Below are 15,655 nucleotides of genomic sequence, written 5' to 3'. Positions count from 1 at the left end.
TCCTGCGGTCGACTTGACGCGACGAAGGCAGGGGAGGCGGGCACCCGGTGTATGGCTTGTTCAAGCGGTTCTGGATTCCGCTGCTACTCGTGGTTGTCATAGCCCTGGGCGGGTATGCGATTACCCGGATTCGCGGATCCCTGGGACATCACGGCCCGAATCTTGCGGAGGGCTCCGCCATCACCGAGAACTTCAATCCGAAGCGCATTACCTATGAGGTCAGCGGGACAGGCGGGACCGCGAACCTGAACTACCTCGACGAGAACGGTCAGCCGAATCTGATCGAAAACGCCGCCCTGCCATGGTCGTTCACGATCATCACCACCCTGCCGTCGATGTCGGCCAACATCCTGGCCCAGGGCGACCGCAACACCCGTAACCTTCGGTGCCGGGTGACCGTTGACGACGTGGTGCGTGATGACCGGGCCAGTGCCGACACCATCAAACCGTTCATCTACTGCTTGGTGAAAAGCGTATGAGCCCCACCGCCCACACGAGCGCCCGTCGCCCCTTCATCGGCCACCTGGTCCGGATCTTCTCGGTGCCGATCATCTTGTTCTGGGTGCTGCTCGTGGTCGTCCTGGGCGCGGTGGTGCCCTCGCTCGGCGAGGTCGCGGCCACCCGGTCGGTGCCGATCAGTCCTATCGATGCACCGTCGTACAAGGCGATGCTCAATATCGGAAAGGTGTTCCAGCAGTACGACTCGGACTCCACGGCGATGGTCGTGCTGGAGAGTGAGGAACCGGTCGGCGAGGCGGCGCACAAGTACTACGACGAGATCGTCGCCGAGCTGCTGGCCGATCACGAGCACGTGCAGAACGTCCAGGACTTCTGGAGTGATCCGCTGACCGCGGCGGGCTCGCAGAGCGTGGACGGCAAATCCGCCTATGTGCAGATCTTCCTCAACGGTTCGCAGGGTACGACCGCCAGCCACGAGTCGGTGGCGGCGGTGCGTGACATCGTCGCCTCGGTCCCCGCGCCACCGGGTATCAAAGCCCACGTCGCGGGCAACACCGTTCTCAATGCCGACACCAGCGTGGCCGGCCATCAAAGCATGCACCGGCTGGAGTTGGTGTCGATCGTCATCATCATCGTGATGCTGCTCGCCGTCTACCGCTCGGTGGTGACGATGCTGATATCGATGGTCGCCATCGGCCTGGGACTGTTCGCCGCGATGAGTGTGACGGCCGCGGTCGGCAACATGAACATCATCGGCTTGACGCCCTACGCGGTGAGCATGGTGACGATGTTGTCCATCGCCGCGATCACGGATTATCTGATCTTTCTCCTCGGCAGATATCACGAGGAGCGAGCGAACGGCCTCGATCGCGAAGATGCGTTCTACGTCTCCTACAGCGGTGTCTCGCACGTCATCCTGGGTTCCGGGCTGACCATCGTCGGCGCCCTGATGTGTCTGAGCATGACGACGCTGCCCTATTTCCAGACGATGGGTCCGCCCTGCGCGATCGCGATTCTGGTCGTGATCGTCGCGTCGCTGACCCTGACACCGGCGATCCTGACCGTGGCATCGAAGTTCGGGTTGCTCGACCCCCGACAGAGACTGTCGACGCGGAACTGGCGCAAGGTCGGCACCAGCACGGTGCGCTGGCCCATTCCGATCATCTTGATGACCAGCGCGCTCGCCGTCATCGGTTTCATCAGTCTGCTGACGTATGTGCCGCAGTACAACGACCAGAAGTTCACCCCCGCCGACATGCCCGCCAACCTGGCCATGGCCGTCGCGGACCGGCACTTCTCCCAGGCCCGGATGAACCCCGAACTGTTGATGCTCGAAACCGATCACGACCTGCGCACCCCCGCGGACATGCTGGTGATCGAGAAGGTCGCCAAGTCCGTCTTTCGGATGCGGGGAATCGATCGGGTGCAGACCATCACCCGCCCCCTGGGCGCACCGATCGAACACAGCTCGATCCCGTTCCTGCTCGGCGCGCAGAACGCCGGCACGCTGCAAGCCGCGAAGTTCAACAACGACAACACGGCGCAGATGCTCGAACAGGCCGACGAGATGAGCGTCACCATCGCGGCCATGGAACGCATGTACGACGTCACCAAGGAGATGAGCGAAACCACGCAGAGCATGGCCGGCAGAACCCATGAGTTGGTGGAGACCACCGAGCAGCTACGCGACGACATCGCCGATTTCGACGACTTCTGGCGACCTATGCGCAGCTACTTCTACTGGGAGCCGCACTGCTACGACATCCCGATCTGTCACTCGCTGCGGTCGATCTTCGACATGATGGACGGCATCGATCAGCTCGCCGAACAGATGGTCGGCCTCAACGTCGACATCGACCATATGGCCGAGTTGACCAAGCAGATGTTGCCTGCGTTGCAGCAGAACCTCGAGTCGATGACCAAGATGCGCGACTTCATGATCGCCACCCACAGCACCATGGCCGGTACGCAGGCCCAGCAGCAGGAATTGGCCAAAGGCGCCACCGAGATCGGCCTGTACTTCGATCAGGCCAAGAACGACGATTTCTTCTATCTGCCGCCGGATGTGTTCGACAATCCCGACTTCCAACGTGGCATCAAGATGTTCATGTCGCCGGACCACAAATCGGTCCGGATGATCATCACCCACCAGGGAGACCCGGCCTCGGTGCAGGGCATCGCACATGTTCGGGACCTCAAAGACGTTGTCGCCGAGGCCCTCAAGGGCACCCCGCTGGCCAGTGCGAAGGTCTCGTTGGCCGGCACCGCATCGTTGTACGCCGACATGCAGGACGGTGTTGTCATCGACCTGATGATCGTGCTCATCGCATCGCTGATCCTGATCTTCGCGATCATGCTGATCATCACCCGCAGCGTGATGGCCGCCCTGGTGATCGTCGGCACCGTGGCCGCATCCCTGGGTATAGCGTGTGGGCTGTCGGTCCTGCTCTGGCAGGACGTCCTGGGTCTGGGCGTGCAGTGGATCGTGATCCCGCTGTCGATGGTGATCCTGCTGGCGGTGGGTTCGGACTACAACCTGCTGCTGGTATCCCGCCTTCGAGAAGAGATCCACGCCGGCCTTAACACCGGCATCATCCGAGGCGTGGGGGCCACCGGGCGCGTCGTCACCGCGGCCGGCCTGGTGTTCGCCTTCACCATGATGGCGATGATCGTCAGCGACCTGCGCGTGGTCGGCCAACTCGGCACGACTATCGGTATCGGCCTGATCATCGACACGCTGATCGTGCGGGCGTTCATGACGCCGTCGATCGCCGCGGCGCTGGGCCGCTGGTTCTGGTGGCCGCTCAACACCTTTGAGATCACCCGGCGTGGCCGTGGCGGGCACGAGCCGAGGCCGGCGCAGTAGGTCATCGATGAATTCGAGACTGCGCCAACGCACCGAAGGTCGCCTTGACCGTTCGCGTGATCCGGTCATTCTCGATGCGGCACTGGCAGCATTGACCGAGCACGGCTACCGCGACACCAATATGAACGACATCGCCGCGCGCGCGGGTGTCGGCAAGGCCGCGATCTACCGCCGCTGGTCGTCCAAAGCCGCCTTGATCACCGACGCGCTGGTGTACTGGCGGCCCGACCTGGTCGATGACGACGTGCCGGACACCGGCAGCCTGGCCGGCGACTTCGACGCACTGGTCGAGCGGGTGGCGCGTCACGACAGCGGGGTGATCCCCAATGATCTGGTGCTGCGCGTGGCCCTGGAGGCGATGCAGGACCAGCAGCTCGCCTCAGCCCTTGATGATCTGCTGCTGCTCAAGGGTGGGCGTTTGGTGACGGCCATCCTCGAGCAGGCCGCGGCGCGCGGTGAGGTCGCACCCGGCCAGGACTGGTCGCTGATCGCCGACGCCCTGACCGGGATGGGACTGATGCGGACCGTCAGCGGTCAGAGGTTCGACGCGACATTCATCCGGGCCGTCATCGACACGATCATCCTGCCCGCGGTCAGCGCGGCGAACGCCAAACACGGTGGCCAGAGCGCGATCTGAGCGTTCGTGCAGCCGACGGCGTCAACCGATTTGGGCCAGCCGGGGCGCCAATTCGTCGCCGAGTCGGCGGATGAACCCGACGGGGTCGGGATTACCGGGCAGCGGCCCGGTGTGGACCAGGTCGAATCCCAGGCCGGCGCAGTATTCCACGGCCCGCAGGTAGCCGTCGAGGTCGGCGAACGGGTCCGCGAACAGGCCGACGGTTTTGCGGATCTCACCCGGATCGCGGCCGATCTCGTCGCAATGCCGCCGCAGCACATCGATTTTGCGAGCCAGATCATCGGGCCGCAGCACGGTACCGTTGCGGTTCCACACGTCGGCGTAGCGGGCAGCCAGTCGCAGTGTCTTCTTCTCGCCACCACCGCCGATCAACACCGGTGGCTGCCGGGTCGGCCGGGGCTCGCAGATGGTCTCGGCCAGCCGGTAGTGCTTGCCGACGTAGGATCCGTCGTCGTCACTCCACATCTGCCGGCAGATCTGCAGCGCCTCCTCCATCATTTCGAAGCGATCACCCAGCGGTGGCAGCGGCACACCCAGACCGGCGTGTTCGCGCTCGTACCAGCCCGTCCCGATTCCGAAGATGAACCGGCCTCCCGACAGAACGTCCAGCGTGGCGGCGGTTTTGGCCAGCACACCGGGATGACGGTAGGTGACCCCGGTGACGAGCACACCGAGCGGGATGGTGCGGGTCGAGGCGGCGACGAAGGCCAGGGCGGTGTAGCACTCCAAAAAGGGGTCCTGGGCGCGGCCGAGTTGCTCCATCTGAAAGAAGTGGTCCTGCATGGTGAACATCGCCGCGCCGGCGTCTTCGGCGGCTGTGGCGGCTCCGGCCAGCACCGGTCCGAGCCGAGCCGGGTCACCGGGCTGAAAATCGACGAAATGAATGCCCAATTGCATTGTCGTGACTGTCCTTTGCTGTCAAAGCGGATGATGGCAAACAGACGGGACGCGGACGGTCCGGTCCATCAAGTAGGTGCAACCATGCGGCCGTACAGATGCTTCCGGCTCCGCCGGGACAATATCGGGGGCGCTTAGACTACGGGCATGGATCACCCGGCACTGGGGCAGTCGGCACCGGCGCAGGGCCTGGTGCAGATCGAAGAGTGTCTCGACGCGGACGGCGGCATCGTGCTGCCGCCTGGCGCCACCCTGATCTCGCTGATCGACCGCAACATCGCCCACGTCGGGAACGCGGTGGCATTCCGCTACCTCGACTACGCCGGGCCGGTCGAGGGCCGCGCGATGGAACTGACCTGGGTGCAGGTCGGGGTGCGGACGCGGGCCATCGCCGGCCGACTGCAACAGGCCACCGCCCGGGGCGATCGAGTGGCGATCCTGGCACCGCAGGGACTGGACTACGTCACCGCGTTCTACGCGTCGCTCAGGTGCGGCACCGTCGCGGTGCCACTGTTCGCCCCCGAGCTTCCCGGTCACGCCGAACGCCTCGACACCGCCCTGCGCGACTGCACCCCGGCGGCGGTGCTGACCACCGCGGCGGTGCGGCACACCGTCGATGACTTTCTGAGCAGGCTGCCGGCTTCGTTGCGGCCGCAGGTCATCGTCATCGACGAGGTACCGGATTCGGCGGCGGCGGCGTTCGTGCCCGTCGACATCGATGTCGACGAGGTATCGCACCTGCAGTACACCTCCGGTACCACCCGGGCACCGGTAGGCGTACAGGTGACGCACCGGGCAGTTGCCACCAACCTGTTGCAGATGATCCTGTCGATCGACATGCTGGATCGAAACACCCACGGCCTCAGCTGGTTACCGCTGTATCACGACATGGGCCTGTCGATGATCGGGTTTCCGGCGGTCTACGGCGGCCACTCCACCCTGATCTCGCCGACGGCGTTCATCCGCCGCCCGCACCGCTGGATTCAGGCCCTGTCCGATGCCTCGCGGCGCGGCCGGGTCGTCACCGCGGCACCGAACTTTGCCTACGAGCTGACCGCCCAGCGCGGTGTGCCCGCGCCTGATGCTGACATCGATCTGTCGAACGTGGTGATGATCATCGGTTCCGAGCCGGTGAACATGACTGCCATCACGGCGTTCAACGAGGCGTTCGCGCCATACGGCTTGCCGCGCAGCGCCATCAAACCGTCCTATGGGATCGCCGAAGCCACGTTGTTCGTGGCGACCATCGAACCCGACGCCGAGGCGAGTGTGCTGCACATGAGCCGCGAGCAGCTCGGTGTGGGATGTGCTGTTCCGGTGGCCTCCGGCTCCCCGGATGCGGTGGCCCAGGTGTCGTGCGGTCGCGTCGCCCGCAGCCTGTCGGCGGTGATCGTCGACGCCGACGCCGAGTTGCCCGACGGACACATCGGTGAGATCTGGCTGCACGGTGACAACGTGACCGCCGGCTATTGGGGCCGCCCCGAGGAGACGCGCCGGGTGTTCGGCGCCCGGTTGCAGACCCCGTTGACGCAGGGGAGTCACGCCGAGCGGGTTCCCATCGGGGCCGACTGGCTGCGCACCGGTGACCTCGGGTGTTACCTGGACGGCGAGCTCTACATCACCGGTCGGACCGCCGATTTGATCGTCATCGAGGGCCGCAGCCACTATCCCCACGACCTTGAGAACACCGTGGCGCAGTCCTCGCCGATGGTGCGCAGCGGTTACGCGGTGGCGTTCACCGTGGCCGCCGAGCCGGTCGATGAGCTGGTGATCATCGCTGAACGGGCTACCGGCACCGGGCGAAAAGACCCGGCCCCGGCGGTCACCGCGATCCGCTCTGCGGTGAAGCGTGTACACGGACTGATCGCCGCGGACGTCCGGCTCGTTCCGGCGGGTGGCCTTCCGCGCACTACCAGCGGCAAGCTCGGGCGGACGGCGTGCCGCCAGCAATACCTTGCGGGCGCGCTGGATTCACGCTGAGCCCACCGCGCTCCCGTCGCACACAGCGCGCACACAGCGCAGGCATGCCGTGCACCAAAATCAGCTAGTTAGCCTTCCTAAATCTGGCCGGCATGGTGGCCGGCGCGCGGACAAGGGGAGGCAATGGATTTCGGAGCCTTACCGCCGGAGATCAATTCGGCGCGAATGTACGCCGGTACCGGCCCGGGGTCACTGCTGAGTTCCGCAACCGCCTGGCAGGAGCTGGCCGGCGAGCTCAATTCGGCTGCTACGTCATACCGTTCGGTCGTCGAGGGCCTGACCAGTGGAGCATGGATGGGCCCGTCGGCGCTGGCGATGGCGGCTGCGGCGGGTCCCTACGCGACCTGGCTGGGCGCAACCGGCGCCCAGGCCCAACAGGCGGCCGCTCAGCTCACCGCCGCGGTCGGGGCATATGAGACCGCTTATGCGGCAACCGTTCCGCCGTCGTTGATCGCGGCGAACCGCAGCCTGCAGGCAACACTGGTCGCGACGAACATCCTGGGGCAGAACACCGCGGTGATCGCGGCCACCGAGGCGGAGTACCTGGAGATGTGGGCCCAGGACGCGGCGGCCATGTACGGCTACGCGGCCGCCTCGGCGGCGGCCACCCAGGTCACTCCATTCAGCTCGCCACCGCAGACCACCGATCCGTCCGGCCAGGTCAGCCAGGCGTTCTCGGCCGCCCACTCGGCTGCCTCCACCACCGGTACCGACACCGAGACGCTGATGTCGCAGGGCCCGCAGCTCATCTCCACCACGCCGTCGGCGTTGCAGGCGCTGGCCACGCCGACGCCGGATCCGTCGACGGGTGCGTCGGCGTCATCGTTGTCGAGCCTGAGTTCGCTGAGCATGCCACTGCGCATGGCGATGATGCCCATGAGCATGCTCATGCGCATGTTCATGACCGGGGCCAACGGCGCCAAGGGAGCCACCGCCGGTCTGGCTGCTGCCGGGGCCGCGGCGGCCCCGGCCGCGGTGGCCGGTACTGCCGGATCGGTGACACTGACGGGTTTCACGGGCGGGACGGCGGCGACGGCCGGTCTTGGCCGGGGGGCCGCGATCGGTGCACTGTCGGTGCCACCGGCCTGGACGGGCATGGGTGTGGCCACCACGCCGGCGGCCACAGCACTGCCGGTGACCGGAGCTGCTGCCCCGGCGGGGATGGGTCCCGCATCACCGATTCCGCCGATGGTTCCGTTCGGGAATCTGGGCAGCCGTGGCGGCTTCGGTGCCACGGCCACCCAGTACGACTTCCGCCCTACGGTGATTCCACGGTCACCGGCAGCTGGGTAGTCGCGGGCCGCTGGACCTTGTGAATCCTTCTGGGCCACCAGAACCAACGGCCGAGCATCGCAGCGATCGACGGTGTCAGGAACGACCGCACGATCAGGGTGTCGAACAGCAGGCCGATCCCGATGGTGCTGCCGGCCTGGCCGATCGAGTACAGGTCGCTGACCGCCATCGACATCATCGTGAACGCGAACACCAGGCCCGCCGCGGTGACCACCGAGCCGGTTCCGCCGATCGAGCGGATGATCCCGGTCTTGATCCCGGTCTTGGTGCCGTCACCGATCTCCTCCTGGAAGCGGGAGACCAGCAGCAGGTTGTAGTCCGAGCCCACCGCAAGCAGGATGATGACACCGAACACCGGCGCGATCCAGTTCAACGGCAGCCCGAAGATATGCTGCCACACAAGCACACTCAGCCCGAACGCCGCACTCAGTGACAACAGCACCGTGCCGACGATCACCGCGGATGCCACCAATGCCCGGGTCAGCAACAGCATCACGATGAAGATCAGCGTCACCGCGGCCACCCCGACGATCAGGATGTCGTAGGTGGAACCGGACTGGATGTCGTTGTAGACCGCCGCGGTTCCGGTGAGATAGAACTTGGCGTTGGTCAACGGCGTACCCTTGACCGCGTCGTGGGCGGCGGCCAGCATCGGCTCCACGAACGAAATGCCTTTAGGGGTAGCCGGATCCGCGTCGTAGGTGACGATGAACCGTGCCGCTTTGCCATCGGGGGACAGGAACAGCTCCAAGCCCCTCTGGAAGTCCGGGTTGTCGAAGGCCTCCGGTGGCAGATAGAAGTAGTCGTCGGCCTGGGAGGCGTCGAAGGCCCGGCCCATCTCGGTGGCGGTGTCGGTCATCCGCGACATCTGGGTCACCAGTCCGGAGAACGTCGAGTGCATCGAAAGCAGGCTGGCCTGCATGGATTTCGCGACAGCGATCATCGGCTCGAACTGCCCGACCATCTGCGGAATCACCGCATTCATGTCGGCCATGTCGGCCAGCAGCGGCGCCATGTTCTCGCTGAACTTGTCCATACCGTCATAGGCGTCGAACACCGACCGGACCGCATGACAGACCGGGATGTTCACGCAGTGCTGCTCCCAGTAGAAGTAGTTGCGGACCGGGCGGGCGACATCGTCGAAATCGGCGATGTGGTCCCGGATCTCGTCGACGGTCGCATTGATCGTGACCATGTCGGCGGTCATCTTCCCGGTGGTGGTGTCCATCCGGGCGACCAGTTCCCGCAGCCGCTCCATGGACGCGACGGTGGCGCCCAGGTCGTCACTCATCCTGAGCATGTCCGCCAGTCGGTCGTCCATGAACTGCAGATTCTGCTGGATCGGCACGGCGCCCATGCTGACCTGGAACGGGATCGAGGTGTGCTCGATGGGGCTGCCCAACGGCCGGGTGATGCTCTGCACGCGTTCCACCCCGCGGGTGCGGAAGATGTTCTTGGCGATCCGGTCCAAGATGATCATGTCGGCCGAATTGCGCAAGTCGTGGTCGGCCTCGACCATCAACACATCGGGGTTCATCCGGGCGGCGCTGAAGTGCCGTTCGGCGGCGTCGTAACCGACGTTCGCCGGCAGGTCAGACGGGATGTAGTAGCGGTCGTTGTAGCTGACCTGCATGCCCGGCACCACGAGCATCCCGACCAGGGTGACCAGCAGTGCACTCACGAACACCGCACCGGGCCAGCGGACGTTGGCGGTGCCGATGCGCCGCCATCCGCGCTGCTGCTCCGCCCGCTTGGGGTCGAGCAGCGGGGCGCCGACGGCGACGATGGCCGGGGCGACGGTCAGCGCGCCGGCGATCACCACCAGCAGCCCCACGGCCGACGGGATGCCGAGTGCCTTGAAGTAGGACAGCCGGGCGAAGTGCAGACACAGGGAGGCGCCGGCGATGGTCAGCCCGGATCCCAAGATGACATGCCAGGTGCCACGGAACATCGAATACCAGGCGGTTTCGCGGTCCTCGCCGGCACGTCGGGCTTCGTGGTAGCGGCCGACCAGGAAGATGGCGTAGTCGGTGCCGGCCGCGATCGCCAGTGACGACAGCATCGCGACGACGAATGTCGAGAACCCCAGCAGCCCAGGATCACCCAACAGTGCGACCAGCCCGCGGGCGGTGCCCATCTCGAACCCGACCATCACCAGCGCCAAGGCCACGGTGGCAGCCGAGCGGTACACGATCGCCAGCATGATGATGATGACCACGCCGGTGACCGCCATCATCTTGAACATGGACTTGTCGGCGGCCTCGGTCATGTCGGTGGTCAGCGCGGCCTGCCCGGTGACGTAGGCCTTCACCCCGTCCGGGGCCGGCACCGAGGCGACGATGTGGCGCACCGCGTCGATGGACTTGTTGCCCTGCGTGCTGCCCTGGTCGCCGGCGGTGTTGATCTGCGCGTAGGCGGCCTTTCCGTCGGCGCTCTGCACGCCTGCCGCGGTGATCGGGTCGCCCCACAGGTTCGCGATGTGCTGGACGTGCTCGTGATCGGCGGACAGCTTCTCGACCAGCCTGTCGTAGTAGGCGTGGGCCTCCGGGCCGAGCTCGTTCTGGCCCTCGAGCACCAGCATGACCATTGAGTCGGAGTCGAATTCTTCGAACGTCTTGCCGATGTGCTTGGCGGCGATCAGCGATGGCGCGTCCTGCGGGGACATCGTCACCGCGTGGTCCCGTGCAACAGATTCGATCGGCGGCACCAGCACGTTGAGGCCGACGGTCAGCAGCAGCCAGACGATGATCAGCGGCCAGGCCAGCCTGCGCACCCAGCGCATGTAGGCCGGGCGGGGGTTACCGTGGGCGCTCATGCCGCTTTGACCAGACAGAAGACCTGGGCGTGGTGACCGGTGGCGAACTGCTCATCTTTGATGTCGCCGTTGACCGTGATGCGGCAGCTGATCGCATCGGCGTCACCCTGGGCCACCACGTTGGCGATCACGGCGGGGCTCGTCGTGGTCATGGTGTGCGACCAGGGCAGGGCGGTGAATTTCGACCGCGCGGGTTGAGTCTGCTCATCGAGGTAGCTGACCCCGCCGGTGGCGCCGTCGGGTCCGAAGACCTCATAGACAACCCGCTTTTCATTGGTCGATGCGATCGGCGCCGAACCGCTGCCATCCCAGTGGAAGATCTCGTCGGATCCGAACGCGCCGCGCAGGTTGACCACCGCCAAGGTGCCGGCGACCGCCGCCATGACGACGACGACCGGGACCCAGGCCCGCTTCGCAATTCTGAACATGGTGGCCACCTTCCGGCACTTCCTCTGATTTGAACCACTGCTCGATACGATACCCCATGGGGTATTGATTCACGCCCAAAAATGCCCGTGGGGGTATGTGATCTCCGTTAAGGCCCGGGCAGGGCCCGCTGGGCGGCCACCGCGCCGCCTAGCCAGCGCCGCAGGAAGCGGCGCAGTTCATCGGGGGAGCGCGCCGGTTCATTGGGCGCGACAAAGAACGACAGCATGATCCGCAGGGTGAATTCGACCAGTTCGCGCAGGCTCGCCTCGTCGTAGCCGTGCCGCTCCCAGTCGACGTCGAATCGGTCGATCATGCGCATCCCGATGGCCTGGGACTCCTCGGACGCCATCTCCCGGTTGTGCGGGGACGTCGACGACAGCATCGCGCCCAGCTGCGGGGAGCGGGCCACCGCGTCCAGTGTGTAGAGCACGCCTTCGGAGAGCGCATCGGCCGGGTCGTGGATACCGCGCACGTGCTCGGTCAGCCGGTCCAGGAAGCCGTCGACCGAGGCGATGGCCACCGCGTGCATCAGCGCATCGGCGGTGGGGAAGTAGCGGTACACGGTCTGGCGGATCACGCCCAGGGAACCGGCGACGTCGGCCAGCGACACTGCCGAGCCCGTCTGGGCGACCAGGTCGACGGCCGCGGCGATGATCCGCTCGCCGGCCTCTTCGTCGCTGCGGGGCGGGTTGCCGCCCCATCCGCGTCGCCGGGCCATCAGTGCACTGCTTGACAATCGAGGGTCACCGAACAATCATACGCTTAAACGTCTATATGTATGTTTAGGGTCGAGGTTGGCGATGACGGATCTGATCGTGCGCAAGTTGAGGTTCGCATTCGCCGAATACCCGGTCCCATTTCTGTGGAACGAGGCCAACCCGGCGTTCTCGTCGATGGCCAACGCCGTCTCGCTGCTGGCGATCGGCTTCGAGAAGATGATCGGCAGCATGATCACCGAGGCGATGCCGCGGATCACCGACCCCGCGGTAGCCGAGGAGGCCGACGCCTTCGTCCGCCAGGAGGGCCAGCACTCGATGGCCCATCGCGGCCACGCGAAGGCGCTGATCCGGACCTACCCGGGACTCAAGGAGACGGTCGACGAGTGCAACGCGATGTTCGACAAGATGACCGCCGAGAAGTCGCTGGACTACCGGCTGGCCTACACCGCCGACCTCGAGGCGACCTTCACTCCCGTCTTCAAGCTGATGCTCGATCACGACAACACCCTGTTCGCGCCGGGCGATGACCGGGTCGCCTCGCTGTTCCTGTGGCACTTCGTCGAAGAGGTCGAGCACCGCAGTTCCGCGCTGATCATCTATGACCACGTCATCAACGACCCGTGGTACCGGATGCGGATGGCGCCGTCGATCTTCAAACACGTGATGAGCGTGATCAAGGTGGCATGCCTGGGTTTCAACAAGCACGTCCCGTTAGCGGACCGCAAGGTCGACGCACTGTCGTTGTTCCAGACCTACCGGGCCAAACAGGCTTGGCGGCAGCGGATTCCGTTCGGCTGGCCGGCCGATCAAGGACCGGTGCTGGATGCGTTCAAGCATCTGCCCAAAGACGAGATGCTCACCGCGGTGAAGGGCATCGTGCGCAGTCAGATGCCGAATCACAAACCGGCACACGAGGAGATCCCGGTGCTAGCCACCGAATGGTTCGCCCGCTACGACGACGGCTATGACGTGACCAAGTGGTACACCGCTGACGAGAAGAGTGCCTGATGACCGATCTGTGTGCCCCGACTTTCGAGCGTCTCGCCGAGTCGCTGGGGTTCTCCTGCGGGGAGGCCGGGGGGTTGGTGGAGTTCCGCAACCCGCTGCACCTGGAGAACTGGACGCTGCCGGTGCTGGAGATCACCGTGATCGCCGGGGCGGTGCTGGCGCTGATCTACGCCATCAAACGCTACCGCAGCGGGGACGCCACCAACCTTGCGTTGTGGTTCGGTGCGATCGCCTACCTGCTGATCATCGAGCCGCCGCTGTACTTCCCGGCAGCGTTCGGGATCGCCGATCACGTCGATACGATGTTCGCGCACAACGTGTTCACCGTCGACTTCCTGTGGGGACGGCTGCCGCTCTACATCGTCGCCATCTATCCGATGATGGCGACCGTCGCCTTCGAGATCGTCCGGATCCTGGGGGTGTTCCGTCACTTCGGCGGCATCGTCGGGGCGATCTGCGTGGGCTTCGTCCACCACGCCTTCTATGAGATCTTCGATCACCTCGGCCCACAGCTGCGTTGGTGGGAGTGGTCGGTGGACAACCCGCTCAACCAGCCGATGTTCACCTCGGTGCCGATGGGCAGCGTGGTGGTGTTCGCCGCGCTGTGGCCGGCATCGCTGGCGTTGTTCGTGCAACTACTGGTCGGCCGGCAGGTCGACCACGGCCGGCGGTTCGGCGGATTCCAGGTGTTCCTGCGTACCGTGGCCATCGGGCTGCTGGCCTCGCTGGGAACGGGCATCCTGCCCCTTCCTGCGACCCTTCTGGGCGCCGTCAGTGACGGCAAACTCACCGGGATCGCCTATGCCGCAGAGCTTCTGGTCATGGTCGCGATCGCCGTGCCGGTGCTGGTCATGCAGTGGCGGCGAATGCGGTTGAACCTGATCGTCGGCGGGCGCCACGACAACCCGCTGATCGTGCGCTACGCGGCGGTGTATCTGTCGGTCATGGCGGTACTGTGGTTGACGGCCCTACCGGCCTACTTGGGAGCGCAGGGCGGCCTGACCGCCAACGGCGACCCCATCGGCTGCCTCTGGTACACCATCGCGTGCTTCACCGTGGCCTACCTGTGCGTCACGGCAGCGGCGACCGTCCCGCCGATCCTGGCCGATGCCGACGAGCCCGTCGCTGTGAGCTGACTTCGGTTCAGCCGGACCACAATTCAAGGTGCAGGCGCAGCGCGTCATCGAGTTGCGTGAGTTCTTCGGCGGGTAGCCGGCCGAGACGATGACGCAGTCTGCCGACTGAAATCGGCCTGATCTGTTCGGCCTGCGCTTTGGAGTCGACAGTCAGGCCGGTCCGTTCGGCCGGCAACAGAACTTGGAACGGATAGATCGAGGCGACGTTACTCGTGACCGGTACAACGGTGACGACACCGCGACCCAAGGCGGTGGCGGAGCTGTTCGCGCGGTCGTTGCTGACGATGACGGCGGGACGCTGCTTGTTCGCTTCACTTCCCTGAGCCGGATCCAGGTCGACCAGCCATATCTCACCGCGCTGCATCGCTGATCCCGTCCGCGACCGCGGTGTCCCAGACGTGTTCTTCGTTGTCATCCGACCAATCCGCCCATGCGTTGCGATAGTCGTCGCCCAGAGTGGGGTAGCGCAGCATCCGAATAGCGCGCTGCAGACCCGCCGACCGTGATGGCAGCCCGGTGTGCGCCACGTAGGCATCCAATGCGGCGACGTCGGCGTCCGACAGGCTCACGCTCAGCTTCACACCGTCATGCTACCCGATTGCTACCGACGGTAGTATCAATGATCAGCGCCCTCGCCAGTGCGGCGGACGCTTCTCCTGCCAGGCCAGCAGCCCCTCGGCGACGTCCTCGGTGGCACCGGCGACCTTGCGCATGGTCTCCCCGAACCGGACCGCGTCGATCCAGCTCATGTCCGCGCTGCGCCACGCCACCTCCTTGGTGGCCCGCTGGGCCAGCGGGGCGGCTTTGGTGAGGGTCTTCGCCCAGTCCCGGGCGGTGTTCTGCAGTTCGTCCGGCTCGACCAGCTTCCACACCAGGCCGATCTCCTTGGCCCGCTGCGCGCTGACCGGTTCGCCGGTGAGCAGCAGTTCCATCGCGTTGGCCCACCCCACCCGCTGCGGCAGCCGGATCGCCCCGACGATGGTGGGCACCCCGATCGACACCTCGGGGAAGCGGAACACCGCCTCGGTGCTGGCGATGATGAAGTCGCAGAACAACAATCCGGTCAGCCCGTAGCCCACGCACGGGCCGTGCACGGCGGCGATCGTCGGTTTGAACAGCTCCATGCCGCTCTCGAACGAGTTGATGGTGGGCTTCTCCCAGAACGTCCCGGCGAAGGTGCCTACGGCGCCGGCGGAATCGGTGAGGTCGGCCCCGGCGCAGAACACGTCCCCGTTGGCGGTCAGGATGCCTACCCAGGCGTCCTCCTCGGAGCGGAACCGGTTCCAGGCGGCGTTGAGGTCCTCGCGCAGCGCCCCGTTGATGGCGTTGCGGGCTTCGGGCCGGTTCAAGGTGATGGTCGCCACGTGGTTGTCCAATTCATAGGTGACCAGACTCATGGCTGCACCGTACCGTCGG

The 15,655-nt window shown here is 65.6% G+C and carries 14 protein-coding genes; 7 read left to right on the top strand and 7 right to left on the bottom strand.

What is annotated here, in order from left to right; translation table 11 throughout:
- Positions 1 to 47 precede the first annotated feature (47 nt).
- Genes K6T84_RS18785 through K6T84_RS18775 form a run of 3 tightly spaced genes read left to right on the top strand, consistent with a single transcriptional unit; the run spans position 48 to position 3,962 of the window.
- The gene (locus K6T84_RS18785; RefSeq protein WP_224860183.1) at positions 48 to 479 is read left to right on the top strand and encodes an MmpS family transport accessory protein; all 432 of its coding nucleotides are present in this window, start codon (positions 48 to 50) and stop codon (positions 477 to 479) included.
- Positions 476 to 3,325 (top strand): MMPL/RND family transporter, encoded by a 2,850-nt coding sequence (locus K6T84_RS18780; RefSeq protein WP_225401870.1) that lies wholly within the window; start codon positions 476 to 478, stop codon positions 3,323 to 3,325. Before K6T84_RS18785 ends, K6T84_RS18780 begins: the two co-directional genes overlap by 4 nt.
- Before the next feature lie 7 nt (positions 3,326 to 3,332).
- Positions 3,333 to 3,962 (top strand): TetR/AcrR family transcriptional regulator, encoded by a 630-nt coding sequence (locus K6T84_RS18775; RefSeq protein WP_225401871.1) that lies wholly within the window; start codon positions 3,333 to 3,335, stop codon positions 3,960 to 3,962.
- A gap of 21 nt (positions 3,963 to 3,983) precedes the next feature.
- Here K6T84_RS18775 and K6T84_RS18770 read toward each other — a convergent pair whose 3' ends face one another.
- The gene (locus K6T84_RS18770) at positions 3,984 to 4,859 is read right to left on the bottom strand and encodes an LLM class F420-dependent oxidoreductase (RefSeq protein WP_225401872.1); all 876 of its coding nucleotides are present in this window, start codon (positions 4,857 to 4,859) and stop codon (positions 3,984 to 3,986) included.
- A 147-nt stretch (positions 4,860 to 5,006) separates the two neighbouring features.
- Between K6T84_RS18770 and K6T84_RS18765 the strand changes: the two genes are divergently transcribed.
- A complete protein-coding gene (locus tag K6T84_RS18765) occupies positions 5,007 to 6,839 on the top strand; it encodes a fatty acyl-AMP ligase (RefSeq protein WP_225399564.1) in 1,833 nt (610 codons plus the stop codon).
- A 123-nt stretch (positions 6,840 to 6,962) separates the two neighbouring features.
- Positions 6,963 to 8,132 (top strand): PPE family protein, encoded by a 1,170-nt coding sequence (locus K6T84_RS18760; RefSeq protein WP_225399565.1) that lies wholly within the window; start codon positions 6,963 to 6,965, stop codon positions 8,130 to 8,132.
- On the opposite strand, the gene K6T84_RS18755 is transcribed toward K6T84_RS18760, so the two are convergent.
- From K6T84_RS18755 to K6T84_RS18745, 3 genes are all read right to left on the bottom strand, one after another.
- A complete protein-coding gene (locus tag K6T84_RS18755) occupies positions 8,098 to 10,947 on the bottom strand; it encodes an MMPL/RND family transporter (protein ID WP_225401873.1) in 2,850 nt (949 codons plus the stop codon). The two genes, K6T84_RS18760 and K6T84_RS18755, sit on opposite strands and share 35 nt — an antisense overlap.
- Positions 10,944 to 11,375, bottom strand: a complete 432-nt coding sequence (locus tag K6T84_RS18750; protein WP_224860196.1) for an MmpS family transport accessory protein — start codon at positions 11,373 to 11,375, stop codon at positions 10,944 to 10,946. Before K6T84_RS18750 ends, K6T84_RS18755 begins: the two co-directional genes overlap by 4 nt.
- 107 nt (positions 11,376 to 11,482) lie before the next feature.
- The gene (locus K6T84_RS18745) at positions 11,483 to 12,094 is read right to left on the bottom strand and encodes a TetR/AcrR family transcriptional regulator (RefSeq protein ID WP_224860198.1); all 612 of its coding nucleotides are present in this window, start codon (positions 12,092 to 12,094) and stop codon (positions 11,483 to 11,485) included.
- Positions 12,095 to 12,176: 82 nt separating this feature from the next.
- Between K6T84_RS18745 and K6T84_RS18740 the strand changes: the two genes are divergently transcribed.
- Both K6T84_RS18740 and K6T84_RS18735 read left to right on the top strand, forming a co-directional pair.
- On the top strand, positions 12,177 to 13,103 hold the full coding sequence (locus K6T84_RS18740) for a metal-dependent hydrolase (protein WP_225399567.1): 927 nt from the start codon (positions 12,177 to 12,179) through the stop codon (positions 13,101 to 13,103).
- A complete protein-coding gene (locus tag K6T84_RS18735) occupies positions 13,103 to 14,239 on the top strand; it encodes a hypothetical protein (RefSeq protein ID WP_225399568.1) in 1,137 nt (378 codons plus the stop codon). Before K6T84_RS18740 ends, K6T84_RS18735 begins: the two co-directional genes overlap by 1 nt.
- A 7-nt stretch (positions 14,240 to 14,246) precedes the next feature.
- On the opposite strand, the gene K6T84_RS18730 is transcribed toward K6T84_RS18735, so the two are convergent.
- The 3 genes from K6T84_RS18730 to K6T84_RS18720 are packed head-to-tail and all read right to left on the bottom strand — an operon-like array spanning position 14,247 to position 15,636.
- Positions 14,247 to 14,603, bottom strand: a complete 357-nt coding sequence (locus K6T84_RS18730; RefSeq protein WP_225399569.1) for a type II toxin-antitoxin system PemK/MazF family toxin — start codon at positions 14,601 to 14,603, stop codon at positions 14,247 to 14,249.
- Positions 14,590 to 14,820 carry a ribbon-helix-helix domain-containing protein gene (locus K6T84_RS18725; RefSeq protein WP_224860206.1) on the bottom strand — a complete coding sequence of 77 codons (231 nt, stop codon included), beginning with the start codon at positions 14,818 to 14,820 and terminating at the stop codon, positions 14,590 to 14,592. The genes K6T84_RS18730 and K6T84_RS18725 overlap by 14 nt, the downstream gene beginning before the upstream one ends.
- Before the next feature lie 42 nt (positions 14,821 to 14,862).
- Positions 14,863 to 15,636 carry an enoyl-CoA hydratase/isomerase family protein gene (locus tag K6T84_RS18720; protein WP_224860208.1) on the bottom strand — a complete coding sequence of 258 codons (774 nt, stop codon included), beginning with the start codon at positions 15,634 to 15,636 and terminating at the stop codon, positions 14,863 to 14,865.
- Positions 15,637 to 15,655 lie beyond the last annotated feature (19 nt).

Source organism: Mycobacterium zoologicum, assembly GCF_020181635.2.
Lineage (GTDB): Bacteria > Actinomycetota > Actinomycetes > Mycobacteriales > Mycobacteriaceae > Mycobacterium > Mycobacterium zoologicum.
The sequence above is the reverse complement of the archived record's forward strand: the minus strand, read 5'-3'. Positions and strand labels throughout refer to the sequence as shown.

Coding starts and splice junctions, on each gene's coding strand:
- K6T84_RS18750 (WP_224860196.1), bottom strand. CDS start 11,375: ATGTTCAGAATTGCGAAGCGGGCCTGGGTCCCGGTCGTCGTCGTCATG.
- K6T84_RS18755 (WP_225401873.1), bottom strand. CDS start 10,947: ATGAGCGCCCACGGTAACCCCCGCCCGGCCTACATGCGCTGGGTGCGC.
- K6T84_RS18775 (WP_225401871.1), top strand. CDS start 3,333: ATGAATTCGAGACTGCGCCAACGCACCGAAGGTCGCCTTGACCGTTCG.
- K6T84_RS18780 (WP_225401870.1), top strand. CDS start 476: ATGAGCCCCACCGCCCACACGAGCGCCCGTCGCCCCTTCATCGGCCAC.
- K6T84_RS18730 (WP_225399569.1), bottom strand. CDS start 14,603: ATGCAGCGCGGTGAGATATGGCTGGTCGACCTGGATCCGGCTCAGGGA.
- K6T84_RS18765 (WP_225399564.1), top strand. CDS start 5,007: ATGGATCACCCGGCACTGGGGCAGTCGGCACCGGCGCAGGGCCTGGTG.
- K6T84_RS18760 (WP_225399565.1), top strand. CDS start 6,963: ATGGATTTCGGAGCCTTACCGCCGGAGATCAATTCGGCGCGAATGTAC.
- K6T84_RS18770 (WP_225401872.1), bottom strand. CDS start 4,859: ATGCAATTGGGCATTCATTTCGTCGATTTTCAGCCCGGTGACCCGGCT.
- K6T84_RS18735 (WP_225399568.1), top strand. CDS start 13,103: ATGACCGATCTGTGTGCCCCGACTTTCGAGCGTCTCGCCGAGTCGCTG.
- K6T84_RS18720 (WP_224860208.1), bottom strand. CDS start 15,636: ATGAGTCTGGTCACCTATGAATTGGACAACCACGTGGCGACCATCACC.
- K6T84_RS18740 (WP_225399567.1), top strand. CDS start 12,177: ATGACGGATCTGATCGTGCGCAAGTTGAGGTTCGCATTCGCCGAATAC.
- K6T84_RS18745 (WP_224860198.1), bottom strand. CDS start 12,094: ATGGCCCGGCGACGCGGATGGGGCGGCAACCCGCCCCGCAGCGACGAA.